This window comes from Povalibacter uvarum (genome assembly GCF_014202975.1).
Classification (GTDB): Bacteria; Pseudomonadota; Gammaproteobacteria; order Steroidobacterales; family Steroidobacteraceae; genus Steroidobacter; species Steroidobacter uvarum.
In genome coordinates, this window is sequence record NZ_JACHHZ010000001.1 from 1,203,148 (window position 1) to 1,219,882 (window position 16,735).

17 protein-coding genes and 3 tRNA genes are annotated in these 16,735 nt (G+C 62.4%); 6 read left to right on the forward strand and 14 right to left on the reverse strand.

Annotated features, from left to right (window positions below):
* Window positions 1–78: 78 nt before the first annotated feature.
* From ccmE to ccmA, 5 genes are all read right to left on the reverse strand, one after another.
* Window positions 79–525 carry a cytochrome c maturation protein CcmE gene (gene ccmE / locus HNQ60_RS05135; protein ID WP_184330199.1) on the reverse strand — a complete coding sequence of 149 codons (447 nt, stop codon included), beginning with the start codon at window positions 523–525 and terminating at the stop codon, window positions 79–81.
* Entirely contained in the window at window positions 519–683 is a 165-nt protein-coding gene (gene ccmD, locus HNQ60_RS05140; protein WP_221304022.1) for a heme exporter protein CcmD, read from the reverse strand. The genes ccmE and ccmD overlap by 7 nt, the downstream gene beginning before the upstream one ends.
* Before the next feature lie 20 nt (window positions 684–703).
* On the reverse strand, window positions 704–1,441 hold the full coding sequence (locus HNQ60_RS05145) for a heme ABC transporter permease (RefSeq protein ID WP_184329912.1): 738 nt from the start codon (window positions 1,439–1,441) through the stop codon (window positions 704–706).
* A 114-nt stretch (window positions 1,442–1,555) separates the two neighbouring features.
* A complete protein-coding gene (ccmB, locus tag HNQ60_RS05150; protein WP_184329913.1) occupies window positions 1,556–2,239 on the reverse strand; it encodes a heme exporter protein CcmB in 684 nt (227 codons plus the stop codon).
* Window positions 2,239–2,877, reverse strand: a complete 639-nt coding sequence (gene ccmA / locus HNQ60_RS05155; RefSeq protein ID WP_184329914.1) for a cytochrome c biogenesis heme-transporting ATPase CcmA — start codon at window positions 2,875–2,877, stop codon at window positions 2,239–2,241. Before ccmA ends, ccmB begins: the two co-directional genes overlap by 1 nt.
* A 127-nt stretch (window positions 2,878–3,004) precedes the next feature.
* Here ccmA and HNQ60_RS05160 point away from each other — a divergent pair.
* A tRNA-Leu gene (locus HNQ60_RS05160) sits at window positions 3,005–3,090 on the forward strand.
* Window positions 3,091–3,188: 98 nt separating this feature from the next.
* Here the strand turns inward: HNQ60_RS05160 and HNQ60_RS05165 are convergent.
* From HNQ60_RS05165 to HNQ60_RS05195, 7 genes are all read right to left on the reverse strand, one after another.
* Window positions 3,189–3,262 (reverse strand) — tRNA-Cys (locus HNQ60_RS05165).
* Between the two features lie 66 nt (window positions 3,263–3,328).
* Window positions 3,329–3,404: transfer RNA gene (locus tag HNQ60_RS05170), tRNA-Gly, on the reverse strand.
* Window positions 3,405–3,505: 101 nt separating this feature from the next.
* Window positions 3,506–4,102 carry a CDP-diacylglycerol--glycerol-3-phosphate 3-phosphatidyltransferase gene (pgsA, locus tag HNQ60_RS05175; RefSeq protein ID WP_184329915.1) on the reverse strand — a complete coding sequence of 199 codons (597 nt, stop codon included), beginning with the start codon at window positions 4,100–4,102 and terminating at the stop codon, window positions 3,506–3,508.
* A 12-nt stretch (window positions 4,103–4,114) separates the two neighbouring features.
* Entirely contained in the window at window positions 4,115–5,935 is a 1,821-nt protein-coding gene (uvrC, locus tag HNQ60_RS05180) for an excinuclease ABC subunit UvrC (protein ID WP_184329916.1), read from the reverse strand.
* Between the two features lie 37 nt (window positions 5,936–5,972).
* Window positions 5,973–6,710, reverse strand: coding sequence for a uracil-DNA glycosylase (locus HNQ60_RS05185; RefSeq protein WP_184329917.1), 738 nt, complete (start codon window positions 6,708–6,710; stop codon window positions 5,973–5,975).
* A 58-nt stretch (window positions 6,711–6,768) separates the two neighbouring features.
* Complete coding sequence (locus HNQ60_RS05190) at window positions 6,769–7,164, reverse strand: VOC family protein (protein WP_184329918.1); 396 nt, start codon at window positions 7,162–7,164, stop codon at window positions 6,769–6,771.
* A gap of 23 nt (window positions 7,165–7,187) precedes the next feature.
* Window positions 7,188–7,892 carry a hypothetical protein gene (locus tag HNQ60_RS05195; protein WP_184329919.1) on the reverse strand — a complete coding sequence of 235 codons (705 nt, stop codon included), beginning with the start codon at window positions 7,890–7,892 and terminating at the stop codon, window positions 7,188–7,190.
* A 121-nt stretch (window positions 7,893–8,013) separates the two neighbouring features.
* On the opposite strand from HNQ60_RS05195, the gene HNQ60_RS05200 reads away from it, so the two are divergent.
* Window positions 8,014–9,063 carry an amidohydrolase family protein gene (locus HNQ60_RS05200; RefSeq protein WP_184329920.1) on the forward strand — a complete coding sequence of 350 codons (1,050 nt, stop codon included), beginning with the start codon at window positions 8,014–8,016 and terminating at the stop codon, window positions 9,061–9,063.
* Between the two features lie 77 nt (window positions 9,064–9,140).
* Here HNQ60_RS05200 and HNQ60_RS05205 read toward each other — a convergent pair whose 3' ends face one another.
* Window positions 9,141–10,733 carry an isocitrate lyase gene (locus tag HNQ60_RS05205; protein WP_184329921.1) on the reverse strand — a complete coding sequence of 531 codons (1,593 nt, stop codon included), beginning with the start codon at window positions 10,731–10,733 and terminating at the stop codon, window positions 9,141–9,143.
* A gap of 163 nt (window positions 10,734–10,896) precedes the next feature.
* Here HNQ60_RS05205 and HNQ60_RS05210 point away from each other — a divergent pair, with 163 nt between their 5' ends.
* Both HNQ60_RS05210 and HNQ60_RS05215 read left to right on the forward strand, forming a co-directional pair.
* On the forward strand, window positions 10,897–11,814 hold the full coding sequence (locus HNQ60_RS05210; protein WP_221304023.1) for a LysR family transcriptional regulator: 918 nt from the start codon (window positions 10,897–10,899) through the stop codon (window positions 11,812–11,814).
* 3 nt (window positions 11,815–11,817) lie between these two features.
* Entirely contained in the window at window positions 11,818–12,432 is a 615-nt protein-coding gene (locus HNQ60_RS05215; protein WP_322096838.1) for a pseudouridine synthase, read from the forward strand.
* 76 nt (window positions 12,433–12,508) lie between these two features.
* Here HNQ60_RS05215 and HNQ60_RS05220 read toward each other — a convergent pair whose 3' ends face one another.
* The gene (locus tag HNQ60_RS05220) at window positions 12,509–13,870 is read right to left on the reverse strand and encodes a class II 3-deoxy-7-phosphoheptulonate synthase (RefSeq protein WP_184329923.1); all 1,362 of its coding nucleotides are present in this window, start codon (window positions 13,868–13,870) and stop codon (window positions 12,509–12,511) included.
* A gap of 167 nt (window positions 13,871–14,037) precedes the next feature.
* Between HNQ60_RS05220 and HNQ60_RS05225 the strand changes: the two genes are divergently transcribed.
* On the forward strand, window positions 14,038–15,207 hold the full coding sequence (locus HNQ60_RS05225; RefSeq protein ID WP_184329924.1) for a saccharopine dehydrogenase family protein: 1,170 nt from the start codon (window positions 14,038–14,040) through the stop codon (window positions 15,205–15,207).
* Window positions 15,204–16,733 (forward strand): L-piperidine-6-carboxylate dehydrogenase, encoded by a 1,530-nt coding sequence (amaB, locus tag HNQ60_RS05230; protein WP_407676434.1) that lies wholly within the window; start codon window positions 15,204–15,206, stop codon window positions 16,731–16,733. Before HNQ60_RS05225 ends, amaB begins: the two co-directional genes overlap by 4 nt.
* Window positions 16,734–16,735: the final 2 nt, after the last annotated feature.

A 16,735-nucleotide genomic window follows, 5' to 3' on the forward strand; every position in this document is an offset into this window, starting at 1 on the left:
GAAGAAACGGTTAGCGGTTAGCGGTTGGCGGTTGGCAAGAAGCCGGACGTGAGGAGATAGATCGGCGACCGCGCGTGCTCATTGCCCACCCGCCTCCTTCTGATGCTGTTTCTTGAGCGTGTCCGCGACGTCCGGCGGCATGTAGTTCTCGTCGTGTTTCGCGAGAACTTCCTCGGCGACGAAATCTCCGCCTGGCGCGAGCTTGCCTCGGGCGACGATGCCCTGCCCCTCGCGGAACAGATCGGGAAGCACGCCGCTGTATCTCACTTTGACGTTGTGAGCGAAGTCCGTGAGGATGAAAGTGGCTTCCATGCTGCCGGCAGGCCGCTGAAAGCTTCCTTCCGTGACCATGCCGCCGACCCGGAAAGTCCGATCGGCAGGTGCCTTGCCCGCCGATACATCCGACGGCGAATAGAAATAGAGAAGGTTTTCCTGGAATGCGTTGAGCGCGAACGCGGCCGCGGTGCCGACGCCGATCACCATCAGTCCGACGAGAAGCATGCGACGCTGACGAGCCGTCACGATGGGTTCTCCGCGACGGCCATTTGTGCGCCCATCTGGGCCCGGCGGCGCGCCTTCTCCTGCGCGAGCTGCAACTGACGACGACCGGCCCACTCCATCCCGACGAGCACAATGGCTGTCAGGCCGTAGCAGGACCAGACGTAGGGAGCATAACCCCCCATATGAAGAAACTCGCTCAAGTTCATGATTTAAGACTGCTTTCAGCAAGCCATGCAGTATTGCGCTCCCGCAGCAGGATCTCTCCTCGAACCCGGTTGCACAGGATTGCGCCGAAGTAGAGCACAAACGCGAGGAGCAGGACCAACAGCGGCCACACCATCGACCCTGCGATGGCGGATTTGCTGGTCACGGAAATGCTGGGACCCTGATGAAGGCTGTTCCACCATTCGACTGAGTACTTCACGATCGGCACGTTCACCACGCCCACGATCGCGAGGATCGCGCTGGCCCGATCCGCCCGCTGGATATCGTCGAACGACGCTCGCAGTGCCATGTAGCCGAGATAGAGAAAGAGAAGGATCAGCTCGGAAGTCAGTCGCGGATCCCACTCCCACCAGGTGCCCCACATGGGCTTGCCCCAGATCGATCCGGTCACGAGCGCCAGCACGGTGAACCAGGCACCGAGCGGCGCGCAGCTCGCTGCAACCGCATGCGCGAGCTTCATCCGCCAGATGAGCCCGATCGCGGCGGCGACTGCCATCATCACGTAGACCATCAACGACAGCGATGCGCTTGGCACGTGCACATAGATGATGCGGAATGCGTCCTTCTGCTGGTAATCCGCGGGCGCCATGACCAGGCCACCGTAGACGCCGATCACCATCAGCGCGATGGCGGGCCATAGCAACCACGGACGCCAGAGTCCGAGCAGACGGTAGGCGTGGGGTGGGGAGGCGAGTTGGTAGAACCAGAGCCACATAGGAGGAGCGGTTAGCGGTTAGCGGTTAGCGGTTGGCGGGAGGCCGGAAACGAACCAGTCGAGAGGTGACACATCTTCATGCGATCTCCTTTTGAACCAACCGCCATCCTGTTCTCATGATTCGACGCTGATGCGCATTGCCGCGGCCATGGCTACGGGGCCGAGGCTGATGAAGAGCAGCAGCATTGCTGCCAGCAAGTTTAGCGGACCCGTCGCCGACTCGCCGTGCATGGCGAGATCGACGGCCCGGGCGCCGAAAATGAGGATGGGCATCTCGAGCGGGAGGACCAGCAGGGCCAGCAATACGCTGCCCCGGCGCACGCTCACGGTGAGCGCGGCGCCGATCCCGCCAAGGACACTCAGGCACCCTGTGCCGAGCGCCAGCGAACCCACCAGAACAGGCCACGCCGACTCGGGCATGCCCAAGGCATAGCCGACCAGCGGCGCCATGATCACCAGCGGCAAGCCTGCCAGCAGCCAGTGCGCGAGGGTCTTCGCCAGCAACATCAGCGACAACGGCTGTCCAGACAACGTCCACTGCTCCATCGTTCCGTCGTCGACATCGGGGCGGAACAAAGATTCCAGCGCGAGCAGCGAGGCAAGCATCGCCGCTACCCAGACGATGCCGGGTGCGATCCCGCGCAACTCATCGAGCGACGGGCTGATGGCGAGCGGGAACAATGTCGTGACGATCACGAAGAAGACGAGCGGCTGGATCACCTGATCCCAATGCCGGAATGCGAGCCTGAGGTCGCGTGCGAGCACCAATCCCATGAGCGATCCGACGCCGGGCTGCATCAATGAAGCTCCAGCGTGCGCACGCCGCTTCGACCTGCCAGCAACGATTGATGAGCAGCGGTGAGGATCATTCCACCCTCCTCCAGGTGCGTCGCCATGCAGCGCTCGAACAGCGCGATGCCGCCTACGTCCAGGTTCGTGATCGGCTCATCGAGAATCCACAGTGCCGGGCGAGTGAGCAGGATTCGCGCGATCGCGACGCGGCGCTTCTGCCCAGCTGACAGCGATCGCACCGGAAGGTCGCGACAATGCGGGATCTCCACGCGCGCGAGCGCCTGATCGATTTCCTCGGAGGTGACCGAGCGGCGTATCCCGACACCGAACAGCAGGTTCTCGCGCGCGGTCAGGTCGACCTTGAGCGCATTCACATGCGCGAGGTACGCAAGCTCTGAGTGATAAGTGTCGCGTTGGGCAGCGATCGGCTGGTGGCGCCAGAAGATCTCGCCGGACTCCACCGGGAGCAGGCCGGCCGCACAGCGCAACAGGCTGGTCTTGCCCACTCCGTTCGGTCCCGCGACCTGCAGCAATTCGCCCGGCTCCACGGCGAAGGAAACGTTGCGAAGCAGATGCCGCTCACCTCGCCACAGGTGCAGTCCGCGAACCTCTAGTTTTGCTCCGCTTGCGGAAGCGTTAGGCATGCCGGATGGATTCGTCGTTGGAATCGGCGCAAGAACGGTGTTCAGTCTAACAGATGCGTCGTATTCGTCCGGCGATGCAGCACGCCGAGGCCGCGAGTTAGAATTCCGTGCGCGTCGATGACGGCACGGCGGTGTGGCGGAATTGGTAGACGCAGCAGACTTAAAATTTGCCGACGAATAGTCGTACCGGTTCGATTCCGGTCACCGCCACCAATCTTGCCACGTGCCTTGTGCGCGCAGCGCGCTACCTATTCGGTTCGACAGGTGCCGAACCGCAGGGAGCAGAAAAATTCAGGATGAGGAGCGGATTTTGGAGGCGCCGGCCGGAATTGAACCGGCGTACGCGGTTTTGCAGACCGCTGCGTAACCACTCCGCCACGGCGCCCACGATTGCAGGGTACCAGAAGCGCAAAACCCCGGGCTGGAAGAACCCGGGGTTTGCCTGGAAATCTGGAGCGGGAAAAGGGGCTCGAACCCTCGACCTCAACCTTGGCAAGGTTGCGCTCTACCAACTGAGCTATTCCCGCAGGTCGCTTGAAAGCGGCCGCTATTCTAGAGCCGGAACCCGCACTGTCAAGGTAAAAGACCGCCCTTCACGCGATACGTTCCGCCGCTTCCTTGGAATGATTCACTGAAGGGGCGTGTCGCTCAGCGCCGGCCACGCCGCGCGCAGGTAGACGACCATCGACCACAAGGTCAGTGCTGCGGCCGCGACGAGGCAGGCCAGCCCCAGCTCGAACGCCGGAATGAACCAGACGTCGCTGCGAAAGAGCATCATCGACAGGCCGGTCATCTGGAAGATCGTCTTCCACTTGCCCAATGACGATACGGCGACCTTCCCGCGCTTGCCCAGCTCCGCCATCCATTCACGCAGTGCCGAGATGGTGATTTCCCTGCCGACGATCACCGCCGCCGTCAGTGTGATCAGTACATGCGGATCGAAATGGATGAACTTCAGCGCGGGCGGATCGTGGCTGACGAGCAGGATGAGGGCCACGGCCACCATCAACTTGTCGGCGACCGGATCCAGGAATGCTCCCAGCGCGGACGTCTGCCCGAGCTTGCGCGCCAGGTAGCCATCGAGCGAATCGGTGATCGCAGCCAGGATGAAGACGCTGGCCGCCGCTGGGTTCGACCACTCGTAGGGCAGATAGAAGAGCACCACGACAAGCGGAATCATGACGATCCGCGCAAACGTCAGCGTGTTGGCGATGGGAAAACTCACTGCACGCCCACTCTAGCCGCCCGCATGCAGCGTTTCATAGATGCTCTCTGCGAGTTTGCGGCTGATGCCATGCACCTTCTCGAGGTCCTCGATGCCCGCCCGGGTAACGCCCTGCAGGCCACCGAACTGCCGCAGCAGCTCGCGACGCTTGCGCGGCCCGAGACCCGGCACGGTTTCGAGAACGGATTGCGTGCGCGCTTTGGCGCGTCGATGACGATGACCGGCGATGGCAAAGCGATGCGCTTCGTCACGAATTCTCTGGATGAGATGCAAAGCGGAGGAATCCGGCGGCAGTATAGTGGGCAGGTCCTGATGCGCCAAGAACAGCCGCTCCTGGCCCGGCTTGCGATCCGCGCCTTTCGCGACGCCAGCGATCGTGACACCGGTGATCTCGAGCTCCTGCAGCACATCGATCGCCTGAGCGAGCTGGCCCGGTCCGCCGTCGATCAGCAGCAGATCGGGCATCGGCACTTCACCTTTCTTGATGCGCGCGTATCGTCGCGTCAGCGCCTGTCGCATCGCTCCGTAGTCATCGCCGGGCTCGATCCCATCGATATTGAAGCGCCGGTAGTCCGCCTTGATCGGCCCCTCCGGCCCGAACACCACGCAGGACGCGACTGCGCGCTCGCCCATCGTGTGGCTGATGTCGAAACACTCGATACGTGCCGGTATCGAAGGAAGCGACAGCGCCGTCGCAACGCCCTGCAACTGTTCAGCCGTCGTCGCCTCCGTCGCCTGCCGCATCCGCAGACCGATGTCGGCGTTCGTGTGAGCCATCTCCAGCCAGCGCGCCCGCACTCCCCGCACGCTGCTGCGGATCTTCACCGTCTTCCCCATGCGCTCGGTCAGCGTGGCTTCCAGAAGATCGGCATCTTCGATCGGCTCGCTGATCACGATCTCATCGGGCGCTTCGCGGCCCATGTAGTACTGGACCAGGAAGCCGGACAGCAGCTCTCCCGCTTCCGCGAGACCAGCGCGCGGGAAGAAGTTGTTGCTGCCGAGATTGCGTCCGCCGCGGACGAACACGATCGAGACGCAATGTTCGCCAGCGTTCGACACGAGCGCGACCGCATCGATGTCGTTGCTCGTGTTGCGGGTGACCGCCTGCACTGAATGAATGGCCTTGATGCCATGGATCTGGTCGCGCAGCCGCGCCGCCCGCTCGAACTCGAGCTGCTGCGCCGCCTGCTCCATGCGCTGCGCGAGATCGTCGAGCAACTCCGCCCCTCTTCCTTCGAGCACCTTCATGGCGTCGCTGACATCCTGCGCGTAGGCGTCCTTGGCGATCAGCTCGACGCACGGCCCGGAACAGCGCTTGATCTGGTGCTGCAGGCACGGGCGCGAGCGATTCGCAAAAAAGGAGTCGCTGCAGGGACGCAGCAGGAACAGCTTCTGCAGCAGCAACAGCGTCTCGCGCGTCGCCTTCGCATTGGGATACGGACCGAAGAACTTGCCCGGCATCCGGCTGCGACTGCCGCGGTAGAAACTGATTCGCGGATAATCGTGATCGGTCGAGATGTAGAGATACGGAAAGCTCTTGTCGTCGCGCAGCGCGACGTTGTACCGGGGCTTGTGCCGCTTGATCAGGTTGTATTCGAGCAGCAGCGCCTCGGTCTCGGACGCCGTGACAGTGACCTCGACATTGGAGATCTGCGCGACCATCGCCATGGTCTTCGCCGTCTGCGCCTTGCCCACGAAGTACGTGGTCAGCCGGTTCTTCAGGTTCCTGGCCTTGCCGACGTACAGCACCTCGCCGTCGGCCGCGATCATCCGGTACACGCCGGGACGCTGGCTGACATTCGCAAGGAACGGCTTGGAATCGAAATCGGGCATGGCGGGAATTCTAGCCCACCGCCCTCGCCGGCCCCTGTCAGTGTTTCCGGGCAATCAGCTCGGCGACACGCGCGAACACGGCGTCGAACATTTCCTCGGTCAGCCGGCGCGTCTGGGTGTTGTATCGACTGCAATGGTAAGAGTCGACCAGCGTCATGCCGCGCGGCAGGGCGTGCTCCGCGGCGTGCGCAAACTTGAACGCCGATGGCTTCAGCCCCAGTGCCTGCAGCGCGGCGTTGTGCCCGATGGATCCCAGCGCCAGCAGTACCGAGCCCTCGGGGACCTGGGCCAGTTCGGCCTCGATGTAACGCAGGCAGTTGCGGATCTCGGCGGGTAGCGGCTTGTTCTCCGGCGGCACGCATTTCACCGAGTTGGTGATGCGGCAATTGATGAGCTTCAACCCGTCGTCAGCGGCGATCGACTCCGGGCGGCTGGCGAATCCGTACTTGTGCAGCGTGCGATAGAGCAGCAACCCCGCATGGTCGCCCGTGAATGGACGAGCTGTGGCATTCGCGCCGTGAAAGCCCGGCGCAAGTCCAACGATGATGAATTGCGCTTTCGGATCGCCGAACGGAGGCACCGGAAGACAGTAGTAGTCCGGATACTCCTCGCGCCCCTGCGCCAGGAACTCCGCAAGCCGCGGGCAGAGTGTGCAGCTCCGATCGAATATCACGCCGTCCGACGGCCACAGTTCCGCGCTCCGCGGATTCGATTTGGGGACAGAAACCTGAGCGAGAGTACGGCGCGGCGGCGCGCGCTTCTTTGGGTTGGACATGCCGGGCAGTGTACCCCGCGCCAAACAGGAACGGCCCCGCCGGACGGTCGCCGGCGACTCAGCGCCGGCGGCTCTCCAGCAGCTCGACCAGAAATCCGTCCGGATCCTTCACGAGCGCATACACCAGATTCTGGGATTCGACCTGCGTGGGCGGCTTGACGACACGAACACCAGCCGCCTGCAACCGCTCGATCATTCCTGCGATGTCTGGAACGTTGAAGATGATGCGGCTGAATGCATTGCCGCGCTCATAGGGTTTGTCGCGATTGGCGTCGTGCATGAGGATGATCCCCGCGCCAGGCGCGCTGACCGCGGACTCGCAGCCGAGCAGTGTCTCGGTGATGCCGTTGCCGAGATCGATGGAGCCTTGCCGGCTCATGCCCAGCAAGCCGATGTAGAAATCGCACGAGCGCTCGACGTCCGGCACGTTGAAGCTCACGTATTGAAGGTGCATGGCGATCTCCCACAGAGGATTCTTTACGGCCGCTCGGCGCTGAACACACCCGCCGACGAGCCTTCCTTGATCGTTCCCTGCAATGCTCCGTCCGCCTGCAGAGTCCCGCTGTACTCCACGCGGATCGGGCGACCTTCATACTGGGTGTCATATTCAAAGGACACGTTGTCGCCTTCGATACGGCCTCTCGCCTGCAGCGTTGCGCCCTGGGAAATGGCGCACGGCCCCTTGATCCTGTCGCCGCTCTGCCTGAATCCGCAAACCACGCTGTATTGCATCGATGAAGTGAAGCCGACGTTGAGTATCCACGGTGTCATCTCACCGACGGTCAGCACGCTTTGCGGAGTCGCTTCGAACCTGCCTTCCGATTGATCGGCCATGACGGTGCCCTTGAAGGAACCGTCCGACTGCACGCGGCCCCGATAGTCGAGGGTGAGTCCGGTACCCTGGTACTCGGTCTTGTATTTGAACTGCATGGACTTCTCGTTGAGTCTGCCGTTGGCCCTCAGCAACGGCTCTCGAATGCCGAGACAGGGTCCGGAGAGCGTCTGGTCGTCGCCGATGAAAAAGCAGCTCAGCGTGTATTTCAGGTCTCCGAACTCGCCTTTGACGATCCAGTTTCCCGCGAACTTGCTCTCTGCCGAAGGCGCGGCCGGCGCGGGTGCATCGGCCATGGCGAGACCCGCCGTGAGCGATGCCGTCAATGCGCAGGCTCGAATGATCTTCATGGTTGTTCCTCTGGTGGTCGTTGTTCTGAAGGTGGGCATACGCCCCCGGTCGGCGCTGTACACTCGCGCCGGGTAGGGCAACTCCAGCGGAAAGTGGCCGCCTCAGTCAAGTGATTGAACAATGAAAAAACGTGCCTTCATCAAGGGGGCGGTTCTGGGTGCCGGCGGGTTCATCGCCGAAGCGCTCGGCGCTGCATCGACTCACACCGAGAATGAGAAACCTGCCGTGGAAGCAGCCTTGGAGCCCGAACTGGTTATTTGCGATCCGCATCATCATCTGTGGGATCGTCCGGGCGATCGCTATCTGCTCGACGATCTGCGTCGCGACACCGCTGGACACAAGGTGACGCAGTCGGTCTTCGTGGAATGCTATTCGGGATATCGAACCACCGGACCCGCACACCTCCGCCCGCTAGGCGAGACTGAGTATGTGGAAAAGATCGCGAACGCCGGTGCTTCCGACGGCCATGCCACGCAGATCCGGGGCATCGTGAGCTTCGCCGATCTGATGCTCGGCAAGAATGTCGACGAGGTGCTGTCGAGCCACGTCGCGGCCAGCAAGCGGTTGCGCGGCATTCGCCATCCCACCGCGTCCGATCCCGCCAATCCCGATTCCTACCGCAAACCGCCGCTCCACATGCTGAAAGACACGACCTTTCGCGAGGGTTTCGCGTGCCTGAGAAAGCATGGCTTGAGTTTCGATGCCTGGATCTATCATCCGCAGATCCTGGAGCTGGCCGATCTGGCCAATGCATTCCCGGACACCACGATCATCCTGGATCACATCGGCGCGCCGCTCGGCATCGGCAGGTTCGCGGGTCAACGCGAAGCAGTGTTCGCCGACTGGCGGCACAGCATCGCGACGCTCGCTCAATGCCCGAATGTCGTGGTCAAGCTCGGTGGTCTCGGCATGCCACTTTGCGGCATGGGATGGGTGGGGAAGCCTCCGTCCTCGAGCGAACTGGCCGCCGTCACCGCACCTTACTATCTGTACTGCATCGAGAAGTTCGGCGTCGAACGGTGCATGTTCGAGAGCAACTTCCCCGTCGACAAGGCGTCCTACCCGTATGTCGTGCTGTGGAATTCATTCAAGCGAATGACGCGGGATCTTTCCAAGTCCGAACGCGCCGCGCTGTTTCACGACACGGCCGCGCGGGTCTATCGGCTCTGATCCGCACAAACGAAAAGACCGGTTGTCGCCAACCGGCCTTTCGTGAACCGCTGCCCTGGCGGGCTACCAACCGCTGATCAGAACTGATTCATCGTGTTGTGCTTGCCACCGGCCTTGAGCGCGGCTTCACCGGCGAAGTACTCCTTGTGATCGTCGCCGATGTCCGAGCCGGACATGTTCTGATGCTTGACGCAGGCGATGCCCTCGCGGATCTCCTTGCGCTGCACGCCTGCGACGTACGCGAGCATGCCCTCTTCGCCGAAGTATCCCTTCGCCAGGTTGTCGGTGGACAACGCGGCAGTGTGATACGTCGGCAGGGTGATCAAGTGGTGGAAGATACCCGCGTCGCGCGACGCATCACGCTGGAAGCTCTGAATGCGACGATCCGCTTCCTTCGACAGCTCGGAAGCGTCGTAGTCTGCGTTCATCAGTTTGGCGCGATCGTAGGCCGACACGTCCTTGCCGTCCTTGCTCCAGGCATCGAACACCTGCTGACGGAAGTTCAGCGTCCAGTTGAACGACGGGCTGTTGTTGTAGACCAGCTTCGCGTTCGGCACGACCGTGCGAATGCGATCCACCATGCCCTTGATCTGGCCGATGTGCGGCTTCTCGGTTTCGATCCACAGCATGTCGGCGCCGTTCTGCAGGCTCGTGATGCAGTCGAGCACGCAACGATCTTCACCGGTGCCGCTGCGGAACTGGAACAGGTTGCTGGGCAGGCGCTTCGGACGCAGCAGCTTGCCGCCGCGATTGATGATGACGTCGCCGTTCTGCATCGTGGCCGGCGTCACCTCTTCGCAATCCAGGAAGCTGTTGTACTGATCGCCGAGATCGCCCGGTTCGCGCGTGTAGGCGATCTGCTTGGTCAGGCCGGCACCCAGGGAGTCGGTGCGGGCAACGATGACGCCGTCGTCGACGCCGAGCTCCATGAACGCATAGCGCACGGCGCGGATCTTCGCGAGAAAGTCTTCATGCGGCACGGTGACCTTGCCGTCCTGGTGACCGCACTGCTTCTCATCGGAGACCTGGTTTTCGATCTGGATGCAGCAGGCGCCGGCTTCGATCATCTGCTTGGCCAGCAGGTAGGTCGCCTCGGCGTTACCAAAGCCGGCATCGATGTCGGCGATGATCGGCACGACGTGCGTCTGGAAATTGTCGATGCGGTTCAGCAGGTCTTTTTCCTTCGCCGCATCTTTCGCGTCACGAGCCGCGTCGAGATCGCGGAACAGACCACCGAGCTCGCGAGCATCCGCCTGACGCAGGAACGTGTAGAGCTCCGCGATCAGCGCCGAAACCGACGTCTTCTCGTGCATGGACTGATCGGGCAGCGGGCCAAAGTCGGAGCGCAATGCCGCCACCATCCAGCCCGACAGGTACAGGTAACGACGCTGGGTCGACCCGTGATGCTTCTTGATGGAGATCAGCTTCTGCTGACCGATGAAGCCGTGCCAGCAGCCCAGTGACTGCGTGTACTTGCCGGCGTCCTTGTCATACGCAGCCATGTCCTCGCGCATGATCTTCGCGGTGTAACGCGCGATATCCAGCCCCGTCTTGAAACGGTTCTGCAGGCGCATGCGGGCCACGTATTCGGGGCTGATCGCATTCCAGCTCGGGCCGTTCTTGGCGATCACCGCACCGGCTTGATCGGCAGTGTTTGCATAGTTCGACACAACGTACTCCTATCGATGAATCACGAATTCCGGCGAGGCCATGTCCGACATGCAGGTGTCGGTTCTGACAGGTGGCGCGAATTGAGATGAACCATAGCCCGTCGTGATTCCGACGTAAAATATATGTCGCGAGACCTATCGATATTTGATAGATATGCCTCGTATGGAACTACGACATCTGCGCTATTTCATTACGGTGGCTGAAGAAGGCCACATCACCCGGGCCGCTGAACGGCTCGGCATGCAGCAACCGCCCCTGAGCCAGCAGATCCGCGCGCTGGAACGGGAGCTGGATGTGCAGCTTTTTCGGCGCAAACCACGGGGTGTCGAGCTGACGGACGCTGGAACCGCGTTCCTCGAACGGGCACGTTCGATCCTGGAAGAGGTCGACCGGGCCTTCGCCACGGCCCGTCGTACGGCCCGCGGAGAGCAGGGTCGCGTGGTCGTCGGATTCACCGGTTCGGCACCGTTTCATCCATTCGTCCCACGTGTCATCCGGGCCTTCCGCGAGATGTATCCGCTCGTATCGCTCGTCCTGGAGGAAAGCGGCAGCAGCGAGCTCGTGCAGGGTCTGCACAACGAAGACATCGACGCCGCATTCATCCGCTCGCCAGTGGCCGATGTGGTGGGGCTGGTCGTCAAGCCCCTGCTCGAAGAAGACATGCTGGTCGCCCTCCCCGCCGGCCACGCTCTTGCCCGCGAGACGGAGGATCGCGCCCTCCCGCTGTCGGCGTTGGCGAATGAGATCTTCATTCTCTATAAGCGGCCCGGCGGCCCTGGGCTCTACGACACCATCATCACGGCGTGTCGCGGCGCCGGCTTCAGCCCGCGAGTCGGTCAGGAAGCGCCCCGGATCATCTCGACACTGAATCTGGTTGCCGCAGGCCTCGGCGTGTCCGTCGTGCCCGCTTCACTCAGGCGACTGCAAATGGACGGCGTCGTGTATCGAAGGCTGTCAGGCAGCGCGGAGCTGAAGGCGCCGCTGATTCTTGCTTGCCGCCCAGGCGAAAACTCCGCGGCCGTGCAGCGCTTCCTCGATCTCGTGCAACGCCCCGCGGAATCCGTAGCCAGCGACAATTGACCCGTGCCGTCCTTGCTGCTGCTCAACAAGCCGTTTCAGGTGCTCACCCAGTTCACGAGCACCGACGGCAAAGCCACGCTCAAGGACTTCGTCGATGCACCCGGCATGTATCCGGCCGGCCGTCTCGACTACGACAGTGAAGGATTGGTACTGTTGACCGACTGGGACGCGCTGCAGACACGACTCGCCGATCCGCGCTGGAAGGTGTCGAAGACTTACTGCGTGCAGGTCGAAGGAACCGCGACCGATGCGCAGCTCGAACCTCTGCGCCGCGGCGTTCAACTCAACGATGGACTGACAATGCCGGCTGAAGCGGAGCTGCTCGCCGAGCCTGACTGGCTCTGGCCTCGCAATCCGCCCATTCGCGAACGCAAGGCGATTCCGACGAGCTGGATTTCTCTCACGATCCGCGAAGGCCGCAATCGGCAAGTGCGACGCATGACAGCCGCGGTCAACCTGCCGACGTTGCGATTGATTCGTTTGTCTGCCGGCCCCTGGACGCTGGCTGGTCTGGCACCAGGTGAGTCGCGGCGGGTCGATCAGGCCGAAGTGCTCGAGTTCATGAGCACGGACCGGAGTCGAAAATCTCCACGGGGATCACGGGGTTCACAGGGTTAAGGGCCAGATTTCTTTTTCTATCGAGTTCCTTACTCTTCCCCGTGGTCCCCGTGCACCCCGTGGAAAATCCTCTTCCTCACTTCCTCGTCGGCGGATGCAGCCCTGCGATACGCATCGCGAGCTCAAGTGCCTGTTCGTAGTTGAGCCGCGGATCGACCTGCGACTTGTACGCACGCGCCAGATCCGCGTCCGTCAGGCCACGCGCGCCGCCCGTGCACTCGGTGACGTCTTCGCCCGTAAGCTCGAAATGCACACCGCCGAGCCAGGTCCCCATCTCGCGATGGATCCGGAACGAGGATTCCAGCTCGTTCACGATGTTGTCGAAGCGGCGGGTCTTGAGACCCGAGCTCGACGTCTCCGTGTTGCCATGCATCGGGTCGCACATCCAGAGCACCGGGCTGCCCGTCGCACGCACTGCCTGAATCAACGGCGGCAGTCGCTTGTCGATCTCCTTCGCACCCATGCGATGAATGAGCACGATGCGGCCCGGCTCGTTGTTCGGATTGATCGTCGCGAGCAGGCCCTGCACCCACTCGGCGCTCATCGACGGCCCGACTTTGATGCCGAGTGGATTGGCGATACCGCGGAAGAATTCGACGTGCGCGCCATCGAGAGCCGCCGTACGCATGCCGATCCACGGCATGTGGGTCGACAGGTTGTACCAGCGCTGCTGCCGCTCGATGAATCGTGTCTGCGCCTGCTCGTAGTGCAGATGCAGGCCTTCGTGGCTCGTGTAGAACTCCACGCGATTCATTTCATGGATCGGGCGCCGGCTCGTCGCCTCGAAGAAATCGAGGGCATCGGAAATCGAATGGACGATCTTCTCGTACGCGGCCTTGAGCGGCGAATGACGCACGAAATCGAGGTCCCAGTACTCCGGGTGATGCAGGTCGGCAAATCCGCCATCGACGAGAGCTCGAACGAAATTGATCGTGAGACCGGCACGCTCATAGCCCCGCAGCAACAATTGCGGATCGGGTTCGCGCTCCACGGCCGTGAAGCCGGGGCGGTTCACATTCGCGCCGCGATAACACGGCAGCGTGACGCCATCTCGTGTCTCGGTATCCGCTGAACGCGGCTTCGCGTACTGACCGGCCATGCGTCCGACGCGAACGATCGGCTTCTTGAGGCCGTGCAGCAGCACGAGGCTCATCTGCAGAAGGATCTTCAGCTTCTTGGCGATCTTGTCCGATTCGCAATCGTCAAAACTCTCGGCGCAGTCGCCGCCCTGGAGAACGAACCGCTCACCGCGCTGTGCGGCGGCAATGTGCTCCTTCAGGGCCTCGATCTCCCACGACACGACGATGGGCGGCAGCCGCGACAGCTCCGCGACGACACCGTCGAGTACCGCCTTGTCGGCGTAAGTCGGTTGCTGCGCCGCCGGCTTGCTCTGCCAGCTGGCGGGATGCCACTCGACCAGGTGAGGACTGCGCGTCATGGAAACCGGTTGCCTTACATATCAATGAGTCGGGCGATGCTAGCACCCGCCATCGCACTGCAAAAGGCGGCGAGCCCCAACTTGCATACACTAACGGACTTTGATTTACAGAACGCCGTCGCGCGCCTTAAATGGCCGCCCTCACCCCTCCCCGCGACGGAGCTTTCATGCACAAAGTGCTCATTCTTGGCGCCGGTAAGATCGGCGCGCTCATCTCAGGACTGCTGGCGGAGTCCGGCTCGTACTTCGTCCACCTCGCCGATGTCAGCGGCGCAGCCGCGGAATCCGTGGTGAAAGCGCACGGACTGAAGAACCTTCAGGCGCACGCCCTCGACGCCGCGGACGCAAAAGCACTCGATGCACAACTGCGCGATCACCCGGTCGACGCAGTCATCTCCGGTCTGCCGTTCTATTGCAACGTCGCAGTTGCCGAAGCCGCGCGCCGCGCCGGTATACATTACTTCGATCTCACCGAAGACGTCGAAGTCACGCGCGCCGTTCGCAAGATCGCGGAAGGCTCGGCACAGGCGTTCGTTCCCCAGAGTGGACTGGCGCCCGGATTCATCTCGATCGCCGCCAATGAGCTGATCGGCCACTTCGACGAACTGCGAACGGTGAAGCTGCGCGTCGGTGCACTGCCGCAGCATCCGCACAACGTCCTCAAGTACTCGCTGACCTGGTCCACCGAAGGTCTGATCAACGAGTACGGCAATCCGTGCGAAGCGATCGTCGACGGTCGCCTCATCGAAGCAGCGCCGCTCGAAGGGCTCGAGGAGATCGAGCTCGACGGCACGCTCTACGAAGCGTTCAACACCTCCGGCGGCCTCGGCTCCCTCGGCGAAACGTACGGCACGCGCGTGAAGAACATGGACTACAAGACCATGCGCTACCCGGGCCACTGTGAGCAGATGCGTCTTCTGATGAACGATCTGAAGCTGAATCACGATCGCGGCACCTTGAAGCGCATCCTCGAAAACGCCGTGCCGCAGACGTTGCAGGACGTCGTCATCGTTTACGTCGCCGTTACGGGCACACAGGACGGCGATCTGCGCGAAGAGAGCTACGTCAACAAGGTCTATCCGCAGATGATCGCGGGCCGACTGTGGTCGGCGATCCAGGTCACGACGGCCTCCGGCATCACCGCGGTCGTCGATCTCGTCCTGAACGGCAAGGGCAAGTACAAGGGCTTCGTGCGGCAGGAAGACTTCCGACTGCTCGACGTCCTTGAGAATCGCTTCGGGAAGCACTATGCAAGTGGTGCCGCCGGCAAGGAAATCTCCGCACAGATGGTCGTCAGCGGCCGCACAGGTCATCAGCGCACAGCACGGGCACGATAATGCAGAACGTTTTCAAAGCTCTCGAACTCGGCGAGCTCAATGCCGGGTCATGGTCAGCCGACGGCGGCTGGTCGAAGGACGCTTCGGCTCCCATCATCGAGTCGGTCAATCCCGCAACGGGCGAACTCCTCGGCCGCGTGCAGACCGCATCGGCTGCCGACTACGAGCGCATCATTCGCAGCTCGCGTGAGGTATTCGACAAGTGGCGCATGGTGCCGGCGCCGAAGCGCGGTGAGCTGGTTCGTCTCGTCGGCGACGAGCTTCGCGCGAACAAGGATGCGCTCGGCACGCTCGTCACGCTCGAGATGGGCAAGATCAAGCCCGAAGGTGACGGCGAAGTGCAGGAGATGATCGACATCGCCGACTTCGCGGTCGGCCAGTCGCGCATGCTCTACGGCAGCACGATGCATTCGGAGCGCCCCCGCCATCGGATGTACGAGCAGTGGCATCCGCTCGGCGTCGTCGGAATCATCAGCGCCTTCAACTTCCCTGTCGCTGTCTGGTCATGGAATTCCTTCCTCGCTGCCATCTGCGGCGACGTCTCCATCTGGAAGCCATCGCCCAAGACTCCGCTGACGGCCATTGCCGTGCAGCGCCTCGTCAACCGCGTGCTGTCGAAGCACGGCTTCCCCGGCATCTTCCAGATGTTCATCAGCGCGGGTAACGACCTCGCCGAAAAGTTCGTGGACGATCGTCGCGTCGATCTCGTCTCCTTCACGGGTTCCACGGCTGTCGGTCGCAAGGTCGGCGAGCGTGTTTCCGCGCGCCTCGGCAAGAGCCTGCTCGAGCTTGGCGGCAACAACGCGATCATCGTCGACGAATTCGCGAACCTCGATCTCGCCGTTCCGTCGATTGTCTTCGGCGCCGTCGGCACTGCCGGTCAGCGCTGCACCAGCACGCGCCGGGTCTTCGTGCACGAATCGAAAGCGCGTGATCTCGAACAGCGCCTGCTGCGGGCCTATTCGCAGGTCCGTATCGGCAACCCGATGGAGAAAGGCATCCTGATGGGTCCGCTGATCGACAAGTCGGCGGTCGAGCGCTACCAGTCGGCAATCGCGGCAGCGAAGCGCGACGGTGGTACCGTGCTTTGCGGCGACAAGGTGCTCCCGGGTCCCGGCAACTACGTCGAGCCGACGATCGTCCGCACGAAGCACGAGTCGCCCATCGTCAGGACCGAAACCTTCGGACCGATCCTGTACCTCATCGAGTACCGCAATCTCGATGATGCGATCGCCATGCACAACAGCGTCGATCATGGCCTGTCGTCGGCGATCTTCACGGACAACATGCAGCACGCAGAGCGCTTCCTGGCGGCAACGGGCAGCGACTGCGGCATCGCGAACGTGAACATCGGTACGTCTGGCGCCGAAATCGGCGGTGCGTTCGGCGGCGAAAAGGACACCGGCGGCGGTCGCGAGTCCGGTTCGGATTCGTGGAAGGCGTACATGCGCCGTCAGACGAACACCATCAACTGGAGCCCGGAACTCCCGCTCGCCCAGGGCATCGACTTCAAGGTCGCTCCCTGACG